The 17702-nt window shown below is 71.0% G+C and carries 20 protein-coding genes; 5 read left to right on the top strand and 15 right to left on the bottom strand.

Annotation, left to right across the window (positions count from 1 at the left end):
* Window positions 1-30: 30 nt before the first annotated feature.
* The 3 genes from ACFFCN_RS09800 to hppD form a co-directional block, all read right to left on the bottom strand.
* Window positions 31-585 (bottom strand): hypothetical protein, encoded by a 555-nt coding sequence (locus tag ACFFCN_RS09800; protein ID WP_375491128.1) that lies wholly within the window; start codon window positions 583-585, stop codon window positions 31-33.
* A complete protein-coding gene (locus ACFFCN_RS09795) occupies window positions 585-2534 on the bottom strand; it encodes a putative bifunctional diguanylate cyclase/phosphodiesterase (RefSeq protein ID WP_375491126.1) in 1950 nt (649 codons plus the stop codon). Before ACFFCN_RS09795 ends, ACFFCN_RS09800 begins: the two co-directional genes overlap by 1 nt.
* Window positions 2535-2623: 89 nt before the next feature.
* Window positions 2624-3817, bottom strand: coding sequence for a 4-hydroxyphenylpyruvate dioxygenase (gene hppD, locus ACFFCN_RS09790; RefSeq protein WP_375491124.1), 1194 nt, complete (start codon window positions 3815-3817; stop codon window positions 2624-2626).
* 204 nt (window positions 3818-4021) lie between these two features.
* Between hppD and ACFFCN_RS09785 the strand changes: the two genes are divergently transcribed.
* A complete protein-coding gene (locus tag ACFFCN_RS09785; protein WP_375491122.1) occupies window positions 4022-4555 on the top strand; it encodes a DUF4446 family protein in 534 nt (177 codons plus the stop codon).
* Window positions 4556-4587: 32 nt separating this feature from the next.
* A complete protein-coding gene (pheA, locus tag ACFFCN_RS09780; RefSeq protein ID WP_375491120.1) occupies window positions 4588-5511 on the top strand; it encodes a prephenate dehydratase in 924 nt (307 codons plus the stop codon).
* A 26-nt stretch (window positions 5512-5537) separates the two neighbouring features.
* On the opposite strand, the gene ACFFCN_RS09775 is transcribed toward pheA, so the two are convergent.
* The 9 genes from ACFFCN_RS09775 to ACFFCN_RS09735 all read right to left on the bottom strand — a co-directional run bounded on the left by ACFFCN_RS09775 (window position 5538) and on the right by ACFFCN_RS09735 (window position 10640).
* Window positions 5538-5831 (bottom strand): GroES family chaperonin, encoded by a 294-nt coding sequence (locus ACFFCN_RS09775; RefSeq protein WP_375491168.1) that lies wholly within the window; start codon window positions 5829-5831, stop codon window positions 5538-5540.
* 35 nt (window positions 5832-5866) lie between these two features.
* Window positions 5867-6508, bottom strand: coding sequence for a gamma-glutamylcyclotransferase (locus tag ACFFCN_RS09770; protein ID WP_375491118.1), 642 nt, complete (start codon window positions 6506-6508; stop codon window positions 5867-5869).
* 26 nt (window positions 6509-6534) lie between these two features.
* Window positions 6535-6807, bottom strand: a complete 273-nt coding sequence (locus tag ACFFCN_RS09765; RefSeq protein ID WP_375491116.1) for a hypothetical protein — start codon at window positions 6805-6807, stop codon at window positions 6535-6537.
* A complete protein-coding gene (locus tag ACFFCN_RS09760; protein ID WP_375491114.1) occupies window positions 6804-7967 on the bottom strand; it encodes an anion permease in 1164 nt (387 codons plus the stop codon). Before ACFFCN_RS09760 ends, ACFFCN_RS09765 begins: the two co-directional genes overlap by 4 nt.
* A 404-nt stretch (window positions 7968-8371) precedes the next feature.
* Window positions 8372-8695: a colicin immunity domain-containing protein gene (locus ACFFCN_RS09755; protein ID WP_375491112.1), complete on the bottom strand. Its 324-nt coding sequence runs from the start codon at window positions 8693-8695 to the stop codon at window positions 8372-8374.
* Window positions 8682-9269, bottom strand: a complete 588-nt coding sequence (locus ACFFCN_RS09750; RefSeq protein WP_375491110.1) for a colicin D domain-containing protein — start codon at window positions 9267-9269, stop codon at window positions 8682-8684. Before ACFFCN_RS09750 ends, ACFFCN_RS09755 begins: the two co-directional genes overlap by 14 nt.
* Entirely contained in the window at window positions 9209-10057 is an 849-nt protein-coding gene (locus tag ACFFCN_RS09745) for a hypothetical protein (protein ID WP_375491108.1), read from the bottom strand. The genes ACFFCN_RS09750 and ACFFCN_RS09745 overlap by 61 nt, the downstream gene beginning before the upstream one ends.
* Window positions 10054-10344, bottom strand: coding sequence for a WXG100 family type VII secretion target (locus ACFFCN_RS09740; protein WP_375491106.1), 291 nt, complete (start codon window positions 10342-10344; stop codon window positions 10054-10056). Before ACFFCN_RS09740 ends, ACFFCN_RS09745 begins: the two co-directional genes overlap by 4 nt.
* Complete coding sequence (locus ACFFCN_RS09735; protein WP_375491104.1) at window positions 10341-10640, bottom strand: WXG100 family type VII secretion target; 300 nt, start codon at window positions 10638-10640, stop codon at window positions 10341-10343. The genes ACFFCN_RS09740 and ACFFCN_RS09735 overlap by 4 nt, the downstream gene beginning before the upstream one ends.
* Before the next feature lie 130 nt (window positions 10641-10770).
* Here ACFFCN_RS09735 and serS point away from each other — a divergent pair, with 130 nt between their 5' ends.
* Together serS and ACFFCN_RS09725 are read left to right on the top strand one after the other, a co-directional pair.
* Entirely contained in the window at window positions 10771-12039 is a 1269-nt protein-coding gene (gene serS, locus ACFFCN_RS09730) for a serine--tRNA ligase (RefSeq protein WP_375491102.1), read from the top strand.
* A complete protein-coding gene (locus ACFFCN_RS09725; protein WP_375491100.1) occupies window positions 12036-12893 on the top strand; it encodes an HAD family hydrolase in 858 nt (285 codons plus the stop codon). Before serS ends, ACFFCN_RS09725 begins: the two co-directional genes overlap by 4 nt.
* A gap of 11 nt (window positions 12894-12904) precedes the next feature.
* Here ACFFCN_RS09725 and ACFFCN_RS09720 read toward each other — a convergent pair whose 3' ends face one another.
* The 3 genes from ACFFCN_RS09720 to ACFFCN_RS09710 are packed head-to-tail and all read right to left on the bottom strand — an operon-like array spanning window position 12905 to window position 15937.
* Complete coding sequence (locus ACFFCN_RS09720; RefSeq protein ID WP_375491098.1) at window positions 12905-14341, bottom strand: acyl-CoA synthetase; 1437 nt, start codon at window positions 14339-14341, stop codon at window positions 12905-12907.
* Between the two features lie 9 nt (window positions 14342-14350).
* Complete coding sequence (locus tag ACFFCN_RS09715) at window positions 14351-14926, bottom strand: bacterial proteasome activator family protein (RefSeq protein WP_375491096.1); 576 nt, start codon at window positions 14924-14926, stop codon at window positions 14351-14353.
* Between the two features lie 24 nt (window positions 14927-14950).
* Complete coding sequence (locus tag ACFFCN_RS09710; RefSeq protein ID WP_375491094.1) at window positions 14951-15937, bottom strand: NAD(P)H-quinone oxidoreductase; 987 nt, start codon at window positions 15935-15937, stop codon at window positions 14951-14953.
* Window positions 15938-16006: 69 nt separating this feature from the next.
* Between ACFFCN_RS09710 and hutH the strand changes: the two genes are divergently transcribed.
* Complete coding sequence (gene hutH, locus ACFFCN_RS09705; RefSeq protein ID WP_375491092.1) at window positions 16007-17575, top strand: histidine ammonia-lyase; 1569 nt, start codon at window positions 16007-16009, stop codon at window positions 17573-17575.
* Window positions 17576-17702: the final 127 nt, after the last annotated feature.

Raw genomic sequence — 17702 nt, 5'->3', positions numbered from 1 at the left:
TCACCGACCTCGCACGCGCCGACGGTGCACTCAGCCGATGCCGAGAGCAGCCACGGCTCGCGCACTGCGTCGACTCGCGTAAACGGCGGCGCAGGCGCACGCTGCGGTGGCCAGTTCGAGTGCCGACGCCGCGATGTCGAGCGGTCCGAACGCTTCCTTCTCACCGGCCGCGGGACCCAGCGGGATGCCGACCGTTCGGGTGGCGAGCCACAGCACGACGACGGCCAGCGACGCCGCCGCGCCGCCCAGCAGCAGCGCGCGCTGCGGTCGGGCGACGACCCACGCAGCCCAGCCTGCCTGGGCGGCGGTCAGCACGAGGAAGAAGTACCCGTAGAGCAGCGACTCGGCGAAGTGCTCGCGGATGACGACCAGGTGGATCACGCCGCTGGCCAGCGTCGCGCCCGCGGCGGCGAGCAGCCACGGCCCGCGTGCCGGTGCCGGCCGACGCGTCACGCGCCGGTCGCGCTGCTTGCGCGGCCCGGACAGGTAGACCACGACGACGATCAACAACCAGGTGGCGAGCAGGACCAGATGCCCCAGGTGCAGCTGCACGAGCGATCTGTGGTCGCCGTCGGCGAGGCCCATCAGACTGCTTCCTCGGCTACGCCGTAGCGAGCCGTCTCGATCGGCGTCACGACGCTGTCGTCGAAGTCGGCGGTGCGCGCGAAGTCCGGGAACGCGGCGACACTCATCGGGCGCGCATGCAGGAAGCCCTGTGACCGCGCGCAACCGAGCTCGTCGAGGATCGCCTGCTGCTCGACCTCCTCGACGCCCTCCGCCTGAACCTCCAGGTCGAGCGCGCGGGCCATGTCCAGGATGGCGCGCACGAGGGCGACCGAGCTGGCGCCGCTGGTCAACTCCTGCACGAACGACCGATCGATCTTGACCTGGTCGGCGGGCAGCCGAGCGAGGTAGCTCAGCGACGAGTACCCGGTGCCGAAGTCGTCGATGGCGACCCGTGCGCCCATCGTGCGCAGCGCATCGAGCTGCCGGTGCGACAGATCGAGGTCGGACAGCAGCATCGTCTCGGTCACTTCGAGGACGAGGCAGCTCGCCGGCAGCCCGGCCACGTGCAGGGCTTCGGCGATGCGCGGAAGCAGGTCGGGGTCGCGCAGCTGGGCAGCGGACAGATTGACCGCAAGCTCGAGGTCCGCGCACCCGGGCAACGCGCGTTGCCAGGCCGCAACCTGCACCGCGGCCGTGCGCAGCACCCAGGCGTCGATGGCTTTGATGTCGCCGAAGCGTTCGGCGAGCGGGATGAACCGGTCCGGCGGAACCAGGCCGTGCTCCGGGTGATTCCAGCGGATCAGCGCCTCGACGCCGCACATGCGACCGTCCTGCCGGCCGAACACCGGCTGGTAGTGCACCTCGAACTGCGCGAGCTCGAGCGCTGCGCGCAGGTCCTGCGCGAGCGCTGCCTGGGCGCGCACGTCCTTGTCGATGCCGGCGGTGTACGTGACGACCTGGTCCTTGCCGCGCGACTTGGCCAGGTACATCGCCAGGTCGGCGTCGCGCAGCAGGTCCTCGGGCTCGCGCGAGTCGGCCAGCTCGTCGTCGGCGACGCCGATGCTGGCGGCGACGAAGACCTCGCGGTCTCCGACGGTCAACGGCGCCTGCAGGGCGGTCGCGATCCCGTCGGCGAGGGTCATCGCCTGCGCGGCGGTCGTCGGCGTCAGCACCGCGAACTCGTCGCCGCCGATGCGCGCGACGAGATCGCCGGTCCGCAGCACGCCCGCAATCGTCTGCGCGGCATGGTGCAGCGCCAGGTCACCTACGTGATGTCCGCCGGAGTCGTTGATCGCCTTGAAGTTGTCGATGTCCACGAAGAGAACGGACACCGGGGTCGACTCCCGGCTCAGCAGCTCGCGCATGCGATCGAGGAACGCGGTTCGATTGGCAAGCTGGGTCAGCGGGTCCCGCTGCTCCTGCACCTCGGTCGCCTTCCACGCAATCATGTGCGTGACGCTCGCGGCGAGGATGAAGCCGCCGTGCACGATCGCCCATTCCACGGGGTGTGCCTGCTGGGTGCCGCTGGCGTACACCGTGCCCGGGGCGAGCAATCCCATGACCGCGTGATGAAGCACGGTGATCAGCACGCACAGGCCGAAGGCCGACCATTCCTGGTAGAGCGAGACGACGCCGACCATGACGAAGAAGTGGAAGTGCGCCTCGGTCAGCCCGTTGGTCAGGTCGACGAGCGTGGCCGACGCCGACATCAGGCTGAAGACGACCGAGAGCATGCGCATGGTGCGCGGCAGCGTCGTCATCAGCCCGACCAGCGCGGGAGTTCCGACGATGAGCACGGACAGCACCGCGGTCGCCATGTCGTAGCCACGCAGGAGCGCGAAGACGCCGATGCCGAGCGCCTGCACGATGGCGAACGCGGTGATGCGCTGGTGCCGGTACGTCCATGCGGCGGGGCGCAGCGTGTGGCCGCGCGGCAGCCATTCGCGGATCCGTCGAAGCGCACCGCCCGTAAATGGTCGGCGCGGACTGTGCGCACCGCTGCCGCTCGGGGGCAGCACGACGGTCACGGCGTACCCATCGGCAGCGGACGACTGAACTTGACCGTCAGCGCCGGTCCGCTCCGGCGCGGAGGTCCCGGTGCGGCGCCGGTTACGGATCAGAGGTTGCCGCGCCGCTCCTGTTCGCGCTCGATGGCCTCGAACAGCGCCTTGAAGTTGCCCTTGCCGAAGCCGAGCGAGCCGTGCCGCTCGATCAGCTCGAAGAACACGGTGGGGCGGTCACCGACGGGCTTGGTGAAGATCTGCAGCAGGTAGCCATCCTCGTCACGGTCGACCAGGATGCCGCGCTCCTTGAGCTGCTCGACGGGCACCCGCACCTCACCGATCCGCGCCCGCAGTTCGGCGTCGTCGTAGTACGAATCGGGTGTGTCCAGGAACTCCAGGCCGCGCGCGCGCATCTCGTCGACGGCGCGCAGGATGTCGTTCGTCGCGATCGCGATGTGCTGGCAGCCGGGGCCGGCATAGAACTCGAGGTATTCGTCGATCTGCGACTTGCGCTTGCCCGGCGACGGCTCGTTGAGCGGGAACTTGACGCGGTGGTTGCCGTTCGCGACGACCTTGCTCATCAGCGCGCTGTACTCGGTGGCGATGTCGTCGCCGACGAACTCGGCCATGTTCACGAAGCCCATGACGCGGTTGTAGAAGTCGACCCATTCGTCCATCCGGCCGAGCTCGACGTTGCCGACGCAGTGGTCGACGGCCTGGAAGAAGCGCTTGTCCGGCGGCGTCATCGTCGAGCTCTGCGGTACGTAGCCGGGCAGGTAGACGCCGCGGTAGTTCGAGCGGTCGATCAGCGTGTGCCGGGTCTGGCCGTAGGCCGCGATGGCCGCGCGGCGGATCGTGCCGTGCTCGTCACTGACGTCGTTGGGCTCCTCCAGCACGGTGGCGCCCTGCGTGCGGGCGTGCGCGATGCACTTGTCGACGTCTGGCACCTCGAGCGCGAGGTCGACGACGCCGTCACCGTGGATGCGGTGGTGGTCGGCGTACGCGCTGGCCGGGTCGACGGCGCCGATCAGCACGAAACGGGCGGAGCCGGACTTCAGCACGAACGCCCGGTGGTCGCGGTTGCCCGTCTCGGGTCCGCTGTAACCGACGAGCGTCATCCCGAACGCGTGCTGGTAGAAGTGCGCGCTCTGCGTGGCGTTCCCGCAGACGAACACCACCGCGTCCATGGCCGTGACCGGGAACGGGTCGGTGCTCTCGTCGTACTCGACGAGGCCGACAAGCTGCTTGAGCCGGTCGACGGTCAGCTGGGCGTCACGCTCTTCGGGGGTGAGTTCGACGGTGGTCATGCATGCAGCCTGGCGCGCACAACCCCGACTGGGCAAGTGGCTATGCCCGAGACAGACACACTGCGCACAATGACCAGACACAAGCCTGGATTACCAGACACCTTGTGCAGTCCGCCGATCCTGCGCGGGAGGCGCCCGCAATCCCGTCCCGCGCCCGTCGTGTCTGCGCGGTCAGGGCGCTGTACGGCCCTAATCTCAAGGGCAATGTCCACTTACGTCGCGGTCTTCGCGCTGGTCCTGGCGTACGTCGCCCTGGTCGGTGCCTATTTCGCGCTGCGCACGTTGGCGAAGCTGCGCCGGGCGTCGGCCATTTTGGCCCGCGGCGGCCGCGGGCCGGAGGGGCAGGCGTCGCTGCTGGAAGCGACGCACCGCAACACCGAGCGCACCGAGGTGCTGGCCGAGCAGCTCGCCGAGCTGCGCGCGCAGGTCGCGAGCGGCCCGGCGGCCGGCGCCCCGGCAGCGAGCGGCGCTGCGCAGGGAGCGCTGCGCAATGTCGCGCTGGTGCGCTACGACGCGCTCGGCTCGATGTCCGGACACCTGTCGTTCTCGCTCGCACTACTCGACGAGCAGGGTGACGGCGTGACCCTCAGCGCCATCGCCGGCAACGCCGACACCCGCGTCTACGCCAAGGGCGTCAGCGCCGGCAAGGGCGCGCAGGATCTGTCGCCGGAGGAGGCGCAGGCCGTCGCGGCGGCGCTGGACAAGCGGCGCGGACTGCTCGGCCGCCGCAGCGCCTGATCCCTGCCCCTGGATCGAAGTAGGGTTCGCGCGTGCGCACGATCGCGTTCCTCGGCCCGGAGGGCACGTTTGCCCACGCCGCGCTGCGCACCCTGCCGGTGGCCGACGACGCCGTCCTGACGCCGACGACGAACGTCACCCTGGCCATCGACGCCGTGCGCACGGCCGCCGCCGACGCCGCGCTGGTGCCGCTGGAGAACTCGGTCGAGGGCGCGGTGCCGGCCACCCTGGACGAACTGGCGACGGGTGAACCGCTGATGATCGCCGAGGAGACCTACCTGTCGGTGACGTTCGAGCTCTTGGCGCGGCCCGGGACGCGGCTCGCCGATATCGCGAACATCGCCACGCATCCGCACGCCGAGGCGCAGGTACGTCGCTGGCTGATCGACAACGTGCCGAGCGCGCAGGTCACGCTCGTCGGCTCGACGGCCGGCGCAGCTGCGGCCGTGGCGGCGGGGGAGTACGACGCGGCGGTGAGCGCGGCCGTCGCCGGCGAGTTGTACGGGCTGGACGTGCTCGCGCACGACATCGCGGACAGCGCCAACGCCGTCACCCGGTTTGTGCTGCTGACCCGGCCGGCGCCGCCGCCACCGCCCACCGGCAACGACCGCACGACGCTCGTCGCGTACCTGCGTGCGGACCACTCGGGCGCACTGCTCGAGATTCTGTCCGAGTTCGGCAATCGCGGCATCAACCTCACCCGCATCGAGTCGCGGCCCACGCGCAGCCGGATCGGCCACTACTGCTTCTCGATCGACTGCGAGGGCCACATCGCCGACGAGCGGGTCGGTGACGCCCTGGCGGCCCTGCACCGGGTGTGCGCCGACGTGCGGTTCCTCGGCTCGTACCCGCGTCGGGAGGGCACGCAGGCGACCGTGCCGCCGGGCCGCACCGACGACCGGTTCGCGGACGCGCGCGCCTGGTTGGACCAGGTCCGCACGAAGGGGACGGCATGAGCGACCGCGCCGTGAGCGGTTGACCGCTACAGGTACAGGCCGGTGTTCTGGTCGTTGCGTTGCGCGGCGACGGCGTGCAGGTCGCGCTCGCGCAGCAACAGGTACTCCTCGCCGGACAGTTCGACCTCGAACCGGTCGTCCGGGCTGAACAGCACGCGGTCGCCCGCCTCGACGGCGCGGACATGGTTGCCGACAGCCAGCACCTCGCCCCAGGCGAGCCGCTTGGACACCTGCGCGGTGGCCGGGATGAGGATGCCGCCGGACGAGCGGCGTTCGCCGTCCTCGCCGGGCTCGCGCACGAGCACGCGGTCGTGCAGCATCTTGATCGGCAGACGGTCGTCCACAATCGAGGAGCCTACGGCCCGGGCAGCACGGTGACGTCGAGGCCGTCGGTGGCCGCCGATGTCCCGGTCAGGCTCATGGCGTGCGCCTGGGTCGTGTCAGCGCAGCGCACGGGTCGGCCGTCGACGAGCAGCGGCATGCGCTGCGCGGCGAGCCCGACATAGGCGAGCGGGGCGTCCAGGCCGCTGCCGTCGGCCAGCTCGACGCGCCCCGTGTGCACGCGGGCGAGCCGATAGCGCACGCCGCGGCCCTCGCAGGCGTCGAGCGCCGCGAACTGGTCGTCGGCGGCCAGCCAGACGGCGTGCTCCTCGACGACGTCAGTCAGGGCGCACAGCGTGGCCGGGCGCTGATCGTCGACCACCCGGCGCCCGGCAGCCCAGACCGCGGCCAGTCCGGTGCAGCGCGCCCGCAGCACGACGACGGGTCCGGTGAGTCCGTGCTCGGCACGCAGCCAGGAGATCTTGGCGGGGCAGGCGTTGGAGCCGTAGGCGAGGACCGGCCGGCGCCGTGCCGTGGGTGCGGCGGCGTTGGCCATCAGCCAGTCGTCGAGTGGCACGTCGCCGACGACCCACCCGTCGTCGCTCGCCTCGACGCGCAGGCAGTGGCCGTCCCACTCGATGAACGAGTACTCGGGGCGTGCGCCGGGATAGGGCACCGCGGGGTAGTCGCGGCTGGCGGCGACTAGTGGAACTGCGGGATCTCCAGGTACAGCCCGTACAGTACGGCGGCCACGCACAGCACGAAGCACGTTCCGGCGAGGATCGAGCCCGCGCCACGGCCGCCGCGGACGGCGTCGCCGGTCTGCGCTCCACCCGCGGCGTCCGCCTCGTCCTTCACGTGTCCGCGCGACATGGACAGACCCATCACGCCGAGCGCGAACAGCACGGTGATGCCGAGGCCGAAGGCCAGGCTGACGCCGGCGACCTGCCAGAACGCGGACCAGTCGATGCTCATGCGGTGGCTCCTGCCAGCTCGGTGTCGGCGGTGTGCCGCGTGCCGGGCTCGTCGTTGACGTTGGTCGAGCTGACCGGGTCCTTGCGCGAGCGGTAGACGATCAGCGAGACCAGCACGATCGCAACCAGCGCGACGATGACGATGCCGCCGTTGCCCTTGCTCGCCAGCTCACCGGCGAGCGCACCGACGAGTGCCGCGACCGGCAGGGTGAACAGCCAGCCGAGCGCCATCTGCCCGGCGACGCCCCAGCGCACCTGTGCGAGCTTCCGGCCGACGCCGGAGCCGAGGATGCCGCCGGAGACGACCTGCGTGGTCGACAGCGCAAAGCCCAGATTGGCCGAAGCGAGCAACACTGCGGTGGACGCGGACTCGGCGGCGAAGCCCTGCGGGGACTCGATGTCGGTGAGCCGGGTGCCCATCGTGCGGATGATGCGCCAGCCGCCGATCGCGGTGCCCAGCCCGATCGCGAGGCCCGCGGACAGGATGACCCAGGTCTGCGGGTCCGTGCCGGACTTCTGGTGGCCGTTGACGATGAGCACCAGGGTGATGACGCCCATCGTCTTCTGCGCGTCGCCGGTGCCGTGCGCGAGGCTGACCAGCGACGCGGAGACGGTCTGGCCGCGGCGGAAGTAGGTCTTCGAGGTCTGCTCGTCCGCCCGCCGCGTCAGCGTGTAGGCGGCGAAGGTCGCGAGGCCGGCGATGACGCCGCAGATCACCGGGCTCAGCAGCGCCGGCAAGATGATCTTGGAGAACACCGCGTCGAAGTGGATGCCGGCCGTGCCGATGACGACCCACACCGCGCCGATCAGGCCGCCGTACAACGCGTGCGAGCTGCTCGACGGCAGGCCGAGCAGCCAGGTGGCGAGATTCCACAACAGCGCGCCGATGAGGCCGGCGAAGATGATCGCCGTGCCGTTGACGCTGTGACTGGACAGCTTGTCGTCGTCCACGACCCCGCTGGAGATCGTCTTGGCGACCTCGGTCGACAGGAACGCGCCGACGAGATTCAGCACGCCGGAGATGACGACGGCCACGCGCGGCTTCAGCGCGCCGGTGGCGATCGAGGTCGCCATCGCGTTCGCCGTGTCGTGGAAGCCGTTGGTGAAGTCGAACGCAAGCGCCGTGGCGATCACGACCACAACGAGGAAGGACACGTCCACGAAGGTTCTCCGGCTGTTGCGGTGGGACTCAATTTCGGCAAATCGGACGCTACCCAGCGCCTGCTCTGGTCGCGCAGACGTGAGATGAACGCAAGATGAACGACGGCGAGCCGTCTTGCCCAGAGTCGGCCCGGCGGGTTGCGAGGTGTCCCGGCCGGAGCGCAAGTAGCCGAAGGTCGGCTGTGCCGGGGGACTGCTACCCCTCCCAACCTGTATTACGCGCGTAATACAGGTTGCAGGGCACCTGCGGCACTCGGGCCGCTACCCACCGAGCGGCGGCTGTATGACGCCGTAGTACAGCCCGGCAAGGGACATGACTTGGCCGTGCAGTCGGTGCCAACTCGAGCTGACCGACCGCGCCCGCTCGGTGCCGCGCGTGCCTACGGTTCGCTACGGCACGTCGGTCATGCCGACGCGCGCGATCCCGAACCTGACGAATCCAGTCGATCGAGCAGCTCGCCTATCTGCCGACGTAGCTCTTCCGTCGTCAACGCGCCTTCGTCGCGAAGGCGTTCCTCTGCGTTCCATTCTTCGACCAGTCCGAACAACCACTCCGTCGTCATGAACGCCTCGTGGGACAACTCCCCTTTGAGCTCCGGATATGCCACGAAGAAGGACTCTTCGAACTGCCCGGGCTCGAGGCTGCCGTCGACGAAGTCACGCAGGAGGTGGTGAATGGGCTGGAAGTAGCTGCGTACTTCCGCTGCCTCGGAGTCATTCAAATCCAACTCGCCCCCTCGCCTCGATGCTCGAAAGTTGCTCTCCGGTCATCTTGAAACAAGTCCAGAATCCGCCGTCCGGATGTTGGATGACAAGAACCATCCTCTTGCGGTTCCAACTGAGGATTGCCGCGTCTCCGCGGTAGAAGCCGCGGGTTCGTGCCGTAGCCGGGGATCGAACGAAGGTTTGAAGAGCTGCCCGGAATTCCTCGAAACCAGCTCGGCCACGTGACGTTGCCACCCCGAGGTCAGCCGCATGCTTGAACTTGCGCTCGGCCTGCGCGAGCGTCACCGACATCTTGCGTAAGACGACCTGTCCCGCGTCTCCTTCCAGGCGGTAGATCGCCATCCGCTCTCGGACCGCTTGAGCGAGCCGCGGGTATCGGCCGGCGACGATGAGCTCGGCGGCCGACAGCCGGGCGCCGAGCAGCACCCGGGCGCGAGCCGCCACCTGCACGGCACGATCGGCTGCGGCTGCAACCCGCGCGCTCACCGCACGCGCGGCAGCGGTGAACAGGTCGATCAGATCGCGGATGCGATTCGCGACAGCGGCGATCCGCCCGGCCTCGACCCCTTGCGCCACCAGCTCGGACGTGCCCGCAGTGACGACGGACAGCACACTGCACCGCCGACTTCGATCGCGGCGGACTGCCCGGCGAGGCTCGCCAGCTCGTGCTCGACCTCGGAGTGCGCGACGTCGATGTGCTGCGCGAGCTCGCGGCACGAATCGGCGAGCTGGTCGAAGACACCGGCCACCGCGTTGATGTGCGAGGTGACCGACATGCACACCACGTTCATGTCGTCGGCCTCGGGCAACCGGTCCCGGTCGAATGCGACGTCGGACAGCACCGTCCACGACGCCGTGTCGCGCAGCGTCGAGGCCGCGCGAGACCACGCCACGGCGGCCGCGTGCAGCCGATCCTGGTGCCCGTCCGGCCACACCCGACCGACAGTGTTCTCAACAAGAGACCACCCCGTCGGCGCACCGCCCGAGCCGCCGGTGGCCGACGGCGGACTCAAGCACGGCGCGGCGTTGTGCCTCGGCACCGGTGCGGCGTCCACGTGCGCCGGATGGCCGCCGGACGCGGCGTCGGCCGCGGCGTAGTTGCGGGCCGTCTGCGCGAACATTGCGCCGACGCGATACGTCGCGTCTACAACATCGGTCGCCGCGGTCAGCGCCGCGGCGGCGGCCCGGTCGTAGGACGCCGCCCACGCCGCACCGCCCGGATCCCGCCCGGCCATCTGCGCGCAGTCGCCGAGGCCGAATTGCAACCGGAGCAGGGCGTTGCCCGCGGGGTCGCCGACGTCGTGTGCCATGGACTGCGCCGCCTGGACGAAGTCGGCGGTCTCGACGTCGAGGAACGTCGTCACTGCGCCCACATCCGGCGGTTGGTGGTGATCGCCGCGGCGTAATTGGCGTGCGCGGTCGCGCCGATCTGCCGCAGTGCCGTCAGTGCCGCGTGCACCTCACCGAGAGCGACCGTCCACTCGTGCTGCGCCGCGGCCTGCGCGTTCGCCGCGTCGCCCTGCCACGTCGCGTGCACCTGCTCGACACGCAACAGCACGTCGTCGTGTGCGCGCGTCAGCCGGTGTTCGAACGTGGCCATCCGGTCGGTGAGCTCGCGCAGCCGGGCCAGATCGACGGCAACCCGGGTCATGACGGGACCGCCGCCACAGACGTCCGCACCGCGTCGTCGGTGGTGGCGTACTCCTGGCCGGACATACCGAGCGCCTCGGCAAGCTGCGCCAGCGCGGCGAGCAGGTCCACCGCACCTGCATGCCAGTCGTCCCAGCCCTGCCGGAAGTGCGCGCCCCCGACGCCGTGCCAACCTTCGAGCAACGGCTGGGCCGCGGACGCCAGCCCGTGCAGCTCGGCGCGCGCCTGCTCGGCAGCCGCGACGAGTGCGGCGTCGACGTCGCCGAGCACGCCCGGGTCGACGCGGTACCCACCCATCGCGGCCCCCTGACGAAGAAGATCAGCTGCCCGGCAGCGTAGGCACGATCACCGCCGCGCCGCTCACGTCCGGCCGCGCCTGTGGACAACTCCCGGAATCCGACGCGCGAGCCCTCGATAACCTGGGTCGGTGATCGACCTCAAACTCGTGCGTGACGACCCGGACGCCGTGCGCGCGTCACAGCGCACCCGAGGCGACGACCCGATGCTGGTCGACGCGCTGCTCGCCGCCGACGCCCGCCGTCGCGAGACCGTGCTCGAGGTGGACGGCCTGCGCGCCGCGCAGAACGAGCTCAGCCGCAGCATCCGGTCCGCCGAGCCCACCGAGCGCGAGAAGCTGATCAAGGAGGGCAAGCGCCTCGCCGGCGAGGTCAAGGGCGCCGAAGTAGCGCTGCACGACGCCGACGCGGCCCTGCGCGAAGCGCACCTCGCGATCGCGAACGTCGTCGAGGACGGCGTCCCGGCCGGCGGCGAGGACGACTTCGTCACGCTCGACACCGTCGGCACCCCGCCGCAGGTCGACAACCCGCGCGACCACCTCGAGATCGGCACCGCGCTGCGCGCCGTGGACACCGAACGCGGCGCGAAGGTCTCCGGTGCGCGCTTCTACTTCCTGACCGGCATCGGCGCGCAGCTGGAGTTCGCGCTCGTCAACCTCGCGATGGCGCAGGCCACCGAGGCCGGGTTCACGCCGGTCATCGCGCCGGCTCTCGTCAAGCCGGAGATCATGGCCGGCACCGGGTTCCTCGGCGCGCACGCGAGCGAGGTCTACCACCTGGACAAGGACGACGACCTCTACCTGGTCGGCACGTCCGAGGTCGCGCTGGCCGGCTACCACGCGGACGAGATCCTGCCCGCCGACGACCTGCCGCTGCGCTACGCCGGCTTCTCCAGCTGCTTCCGCCGCGAGGCCGGCAGCTACGGCAAGGACACCAAGGGCATCATCCGGGTGCACTGGTTCGACAAGGTCGAGATGTTCTCCTACGTCCCGCTCGCCGAGGCGTACGACGAGCACCGCCGGCTGCTGGCGTGGGAGCGCGAGTTCCTGGACCAGCTCGAACTTGCGTACCGGGTCATCGACGTCGCCGCCGGTGACCTCGGCTCCAGCGCGGTGCGCAAGTTCGACTGCGAGGCGTGGTTCCCGTCGCAGGGCACGTACCGCGAGCTGACCTCGACGTCCAACTGCACGTCATTCCAGGCCCGCCGGCTCAACATCCGTACCCGCGGTGCCCACGGCACCGAGCCGGTCGCGACGCTGAACGGCACGCTGTGCGCTACCGCCCGGACCATCGCGTGCCTGCTCGACCACCACCAGCAGCCGGACGGCTCGGTGTACGTGCCGGCAGCGCTGCGCCCCTACCTCGGCGGTCGCGAGCTGCTCACGCCCGTCGCGCAGTGATCCGGCTCGTCGCGACCGATCTCGACGGCACGCTGCTGCGCAGCGACAACACCGTCTCGGACCGCACGCGTGCCGCGTTGCAGGCAGCCGCCGCGGCCGGCCTGCTCGTCGTGTTCGTCACCGGCCGCCCGCCGCGCTGGCTCGACGACGTCGTTGACGAGACGGGCCATGTCGGTGTCGCGGTCGGCGCGAACGGCGCGGTCATCTACGACATGGCGAGCGAGCGCATCATCACCGCGCACACCCTGCCCGAGACGCTGCTGCACGACCTGACCATGCAGCTGCGTGGCGCGTTCCCGTCGGTCGGGTTCGCCGTCGAGTTCGGGCACACCTTCGCCGCCGAGCCGGGCTACACCCACGACTGGGACGTCAACCCGGAGACCGACCGGCGGGGCAACCCGATCGCGCCGCCGCACATCGGCACGGTCGACGAGATCGTCACGGCGCCCGCGGTCAAGCTGCTGGCGAAGGACCGCGAGGCGGACGCGGACGAGTTCCTGGCCGCGGCGACCGAGCTCGTCGGTGACCGCGCGACCATCACGCACTCGTCGTCCTTCGGGCTGCTCGAGCTGTCCGCGCCCGGCGTCACGAAGGCAACCGGGCTGGCCGAGGTCGCGGCCACGCACGGCATCGACGCGAGCGAGGTCGTCGCCATCGGCGACATGCCCAATGACGTGCCGATGCTGCGCTGGGCGGGCCGGTCCTACGCCGTCGCGAATGCGCATCCCGCTGCGGTCGAGGCGGCGGACGAGACCGTGGGCGCCAACGACGACGACGCCGTCGCCGTGCTCATCGAGTCGCTGCTGACACCCCCGGGTGATCAACACGACGGCAGCCCCGGTTTCCGGGGCTGAGCCCGTGTTGATCACGTGGGCGGGCGCAGGGCGGCGCGGTGGATCTTGCCGCTCGTCGTCTTGGGCAGCGAGTCGAGGAACCAGATTCGTCGTGGGTACTTGTACGGCGCCGTCTCGGCACGCACGAACTGCTGCAACTGCGCGATCAACTCGGCGGACCCGTCGAACCCCGGCTGCAGGACCACGGCAGCGCCGACGACCTGCCCGCGCGCGTCGTCCGGCACGCCCAGCACCGCGCACTCGCGCACCGCGGCATGCGCGCCGAGCGTCGACTCCACCTCGGCCGGCCCGATGCGGTAACCCGCCGAGATGATCACGTCGTCGGCGCGGGCTTCGAAGAACAGCCAGCCGTCGTCATCGCGACGCACCTGATCGCCGGTACGCCACATACCTTCGGGTACGGCGGCGCCGTCGTAGCCGAGAAAGAACGTCGGGACGGTGGCGGGGTCGAGTACGAGCTCGCCGTCGACGACGTCCGCGACGATGCCCGGCAGCGGCTTGCCCATCGAGCCCGGCGGTGCGGTCTCGCCCGGCCGCACGCCGGTGACCTGTCCCGTCTCGGTCTGGCCGTACCCGTCGGAGATCGACAGTCCGGTCTGCGCACGCCACGTCTCGAACGCGGGCACGCCGAGCGGTTCACCCGCCGTGACCGCGCGGCGCAGCGACGGCAGCGCGCCGATCGGTCCGTGCGCGGCGACGAGCCGGTACTCGGTGGGCGCCATGCACAGCACGTTGACGCCCTCGGCGCGGATCGTCTCCAGCCGCCGAACGGCGTCGAACCGCTCGTCCTGCAACAGCGCGGCCGCGCCGCCGAGCCACGGTGCGATGAAGCTGTTGCGGGCCGACTTCGACCACCCCGGTGCGGCCGTCGACCACACGAGCTCGCCGGGCTGCGCGGCCATCCACTCGCGCGCCTGCAACTGCTGGCCGCTGACGTAGCGCTGCCCGTGCGTCACCAGCTTCGGCTCACCGCTGGTGCCGGAGGTGAGCAGCACGAACGACGGGTCGCGCTCGCCGAGGTCCGCGAACGGCGGCGCCTCGAACGCCTCGAACAGCGACGCGTCCGGGGTGGTGAGCACCGGGCATTGCGGCGCGGCGGCGTCGAGCACCTCGCGGTTGCGCGCATCGCAGAGCACGAGGTCGACGTCGGCGCGGCGTAGCCGCAGGGCAACGTCGTTGCGCCGCAGTTGTTCGCTGCACGGCAGGGTGGCCGCGCCGATGCGCAGCCCGGCGAGGATCGCCAGGACGTACTCGATCGTGCTGCCGACGAGCGTGAGCACCGTCGAACCGCGCTGCACCCCGCGTTCGAGGTACGCGCCGGCGAGCGATCCGCTGGCCTCGAGGATCTCGCCGAAGGTCCATTCGCGCCGGGCGCCGTCACGGTCGAGGGTCACGATCGCGAGCTCGTCCTCCGCGCGTGCAGCGACGACGTCGCGGACGAAGTTCACGCCAGCAGGCTAGAGGTACTGCCCGCGCCCGCCGTGTTCCTGCTCGTCCTCACCCGTCGTGGGGCCCAGACCGCCGCTCGGCACCTGGATGATCTGACCGCCGGGGCCGACGATCATCTGCCCGCCGCCCCCGGCGCCGGGGTCGCCGACACCGCCGGGCAGTGCGCGGCGGCGCATCTCCTCGAGCTGCTGACGGGCGGCCATCTGCTGGGCGAACAACGCGGTCTGGATGCCGTGGAACAGCCCCTCCAGCCAGCCGACCAGCTGGGCCTGCGCGATACGCAGCTCGGCCTCGGACGGTGTCTGACCACCGAACGGGATCGTCAGGCGTTCGAGCTCGTCGCGCAGCTCGGGCGCCAGCCCCGCCTCGAGCTCACGGATCGACGACTCGTGGATCTCGCGCAGCCGGGCGCGGCCGGCCTCGTCGAGCGGCGCCGCACGCACCTCCTCGAGCAGCTGCTTGATCATCGTGCCGATCCGCATGACCTTCGCGGGCTGCTCGACCTGCGCGGCGATGCCGTCCTGCCCGTCGTCCTCGCCGGTCTCGGCGAGCTCGCCGCCGGTCACGTCATCGTGTTCGCTCATGTCGTCAACCTCTCTTCACCTGCGTCAGCGGACTCGCAGGACGACCTTGCCGATGTGCTCGCTGGAGTCGAGCAGCCGATGCGCCTCCGCGGCGTCGTCGAGCGTGAGCACGCGGTCGATGACCGGCCGCACCGCGCCACTTTCGATCATCGGCCAGATGTTGCCCTGCGTCTCGGCGACGATCGCCGCCTTGTCCGCCGGCGGCCGGGCACGCAGGCCGGCGGCGTGCACGTACGCCCGCTTCATCAGCAGCGCGCCGAGGTTGAGCTCGCCCTTGACGCCACCCTGCATGCCCAGGACGATTAGCCGGCCGCCGGAGGCGAGCGCGCCGACATTGCGCTCGAGGTAGCTCGCACCCATGTTGTCGAGGATGACGTCGACACCACCGCCGTCGGTCTCCTTGGCGACGACGTCGGCGAAGTCGTCCTCGCGATAGTTGATCACGACGTCCGCGCCGAGTTCGCGGCAGAAGTCGACCTTGCGCTGCGTGCCGGCGGTCGCGATCACGCTCGCGCCGCGACCGTGCGCGACCTGGATGGCCATGGTGCCGATACCGCTGGTGCCTCCGTGCACGAGCAGTTGCTCGCCCGGCTGCAGCCGCCCGGCGTCGGCGCCGAAGACCATGGACCACACCGTGCACGTCACTTCCGGCAACGCGGCGGCGTCGACGAGGCCGATCCCGTCCGGCACGGCCATCAGCTGCCCGACCGGCACCGCGACCTTCTCCGCATAGCCGCCGCCCGCGAGCAGCGCGCACACCTTGTCGCCGACGTCCCACCCGGCGACGGTGTCACCGACGGCCGAGATCGTGCCGGAGCACTCCATGCCCAGGTACGGCGACGCGCCCTTCGGCGGCGGGTAGTTGCCCTGCCGCTGCAGCAGGTCCGCACGGTTGACGGCCGTCGCGGCGACGTCGACGATCACCTCGTCCGAACGTGGCTCGGGGTCGGGCACGTCCTGCACCTGCAGGACCTCCGGCGGACCGGGTTCGGTGATGACGACAGCGCGCATGCTCTCGACGGTAGCGAGTGCCGACGGGCGGGCATCGTGCCGGTCGCGCTCGTCGGGCACAGTGTCGGCATGCAGCGCATCGCCATCGGCACCGGACCACTGACCGAGGACGACGTCGTCGCCATCGCCCGCGACGGCGCCGGGGTGTCGCTCGACGAGAGCGCGTTGGCAGCGATCACTCACTCCCGCGGCATCATCGAGAGCCTGGCCGACGACGTCGAGCCGCACTACGGCATCTCCACCGGTTTCGGCGCGCTGGCGACCAAGCACATCCCCCTCGACCAGCGCGCGTTGCTGCAGCGCTCGCTGATCCGCTCGCACGCCGCAGGCAGCGGCCCGGAGGTCGAGACGGAGGTCGTGCGGGCGATGATGACGCTGCGCCTGTCCACCCTCGCCACCGGGCACACGGGGGTGCGGCCGCAGACCGCCCAGGCACTCGCCGGGCTGCTCGACACCGGCCTGACTCCAGTCGTCCACGAGTTCGGCTCGCTCGGCTGCTCCGGCGACCTGGCGCCGCTCGCGCACGTCGCGCTGGCGCTGATCGGCGAGGGGACGGTGCGCGACGCATCCGGCGCACTCTTGCCGACGGCCGACGCACTACCCGCGCACGGCCTCGCCGCGATCGAGCTCGCCGAGAAGGAGGGCCTGGCCCTGATCAACGGCACCGACGGCATGCTCGGCCAGCTGCTGCTCGCGTGCACCGACCTGGATCTCTTACTGCGTACCGCGGATCTTTGCGCAGCGATGAGTGTCGAGGCGATGCTCGGCACCGACCGGGTGTTCGCCGCAGACCTTCAGGCGCTACGCCCGCATCCCGGACTGGGCGTCGCCGCGGGCAATATCCGCGCGCTGCTCGCGAACTCGCCGATCGTGGCGTCGCACGCCGGCCCGGACTGCGTGTACGTGCAGGACGCCTACTCGATGCGCTGCGCGCCGCAGGTGACCGGCGCGGCGCGCGACACGCTGGCGCACGCCCGCACGGTGGCCGCGCACGAGCTGGCGTCGGCCGTCGACAACCCGGTGGTGCTCTTCGAGACCGAGGACGCCGGGAACGCAGAGGCCCGGGTGCAGTCCAACGGCAACTTCCACGGCGCGCCGGTGGCCTACGTGCTCGATTTCCTGGCCATCCCGGCGGCCGACGTCGCCTCGATCAGCGAGCGGCGCACCGACCGGATGCTCGACGTCGCGCGCTCGCGCGGCCTGCCGCCGTTCCTCGCGGGCGACCCGGGTGTCGACTCCGGGCACATGATCGCGCAGTACACGCAGGCCGCGCTGGTGTCCGAGCTCAAGCGGCTGGCCGTGCCCGCGAGCGTCGACTCCATCCCGTCGAGCGCGATGCAGGAGGACCACGTCTCGATGGGCTGGTCGGCCGCGCGCAAACTGCGCCGCGCCGTGGACGCTCTCGGCCGCGTGCTGGCGATCGAGCTGTTGACCGCAGCCCGGGCGTTGGACCTGCGCGCACCGCTGCAGCCCAGCCCGGCCACCGGCGCGGTCGTCGCCGCGTTGCGCACTGCGGGTGTCGCGGGCACGGGGCACGACCGCTTCCTCGCCCCGGAGATCGAGGCCGCGGTGCAGCGCGTGACGTCCGGCGCAGCGGTGGCCGCGGCCGACGCCGCACTCGCCGACCCGCTGCGCTGACCCCGCCCGTCCCGTCCCATCCCATTGCGCCTTCCCACCCGGGCTGGTCGCTCCCCGCGGCGGAATCGCGCCCATCCCGGGTGGGAAGGCGCCTGTCTGGGGTCCGCCGGGCAGGCGCGGCGGCATC

Origin of the sequence: uncultured Jatrophihabitans sp. (assembly GCF_964246335.1) — a bacterium.
Classification (GTDB): Bacteria; Actinomycetota; Actinomycetes; order Mycobacteriales; family Jatrophihabitantaceae; genus Jatrophihabitans.
The sequence above is the reverse complement of the archived record's forward strand: the minus strand, read 5'-3'. Positions and strand labels throughout refer to the sequence as shown.

What these genes read in the sequence shown, in the direction of transcription:
- ACFFCN_RS09765 (WP_375491116.1), bottom strand. Translation starts at nt 6,807, where the DNA reads ATGAGCATCGACTGGTCCGCGTTCTGGCAGGTCGCCGGCGTCAGCCTG.
- ACFFCN_RS09740 (WP_375491106.1), bottom strand. Translation starts at nt 10,344, where the DNA reads ATGACCCGGGTTGCCGTCGATCTGGCCCGGCTGCGCGAGCTCACCGAC.
- ACFFCN_RS09775 (WP_375491168.1), bottom strand. Translation starts at nt 5,831, where the DNA reads ATGCTGCACGACCGCGTGCTCGTGCGCGAGCCCGGCGAGGACGGCGAA.
- hppD (WP_375491124.1), bottom strand. Translation starts at nt 3,817, where the DNA reads ATGACCACCGTCGAACTCACCCCCGAAGAGCGTGACGCCCAGCTGACC.
- ACFFCN_RS09785 (WP_375491122.1), top strand. Translation starts at nt 4,022, where the DNA reads ATGTCCACTTACGTCGCGGTCTTCGCGCTGGTCCTGGCGTACGTCGCC.
- ACFFCN_RS09710 (WP_375491094.1), bottom strand. Translation starts at nt 15,937, where the DNA reads ATGCGCGCTGTCGTCATCACCGAACCCGGTCCGCCGGAGGTCCTGCAG.
- ACFFCN_RS09715 (WP_375491096.1), bottom strand. Translation starts at nt 14,926, where the DNA reads ATGAGCGAACACGATGACGTGACCGGCGGCGAGCTCGCCGAGACCGGC.
- ACFFCN_RS09800 (WP_375491128.1), bottom strand. Translation starts at nt 585, where the DNA reads ATGGGCCTCGCCGACGGCGACCACAGATCGCTCGTGCAGCTGCACCTG.
- ACFFCN_RS09735 (WP_375491104.1), bottom strand. Translation starts at nt 10,640, where the DNA reads ATGGGTGGGTACCGCGTCGACCCGGGCGTGCTCGGCGACGTCGACGCC.
- hutH (WP_375491092.1), top strand. Translation starts at nt 16,007, where the DNA reads ATGCAGCGCATCGCCATCGGCACCGGACCACTGACCGAGGACGACGTC.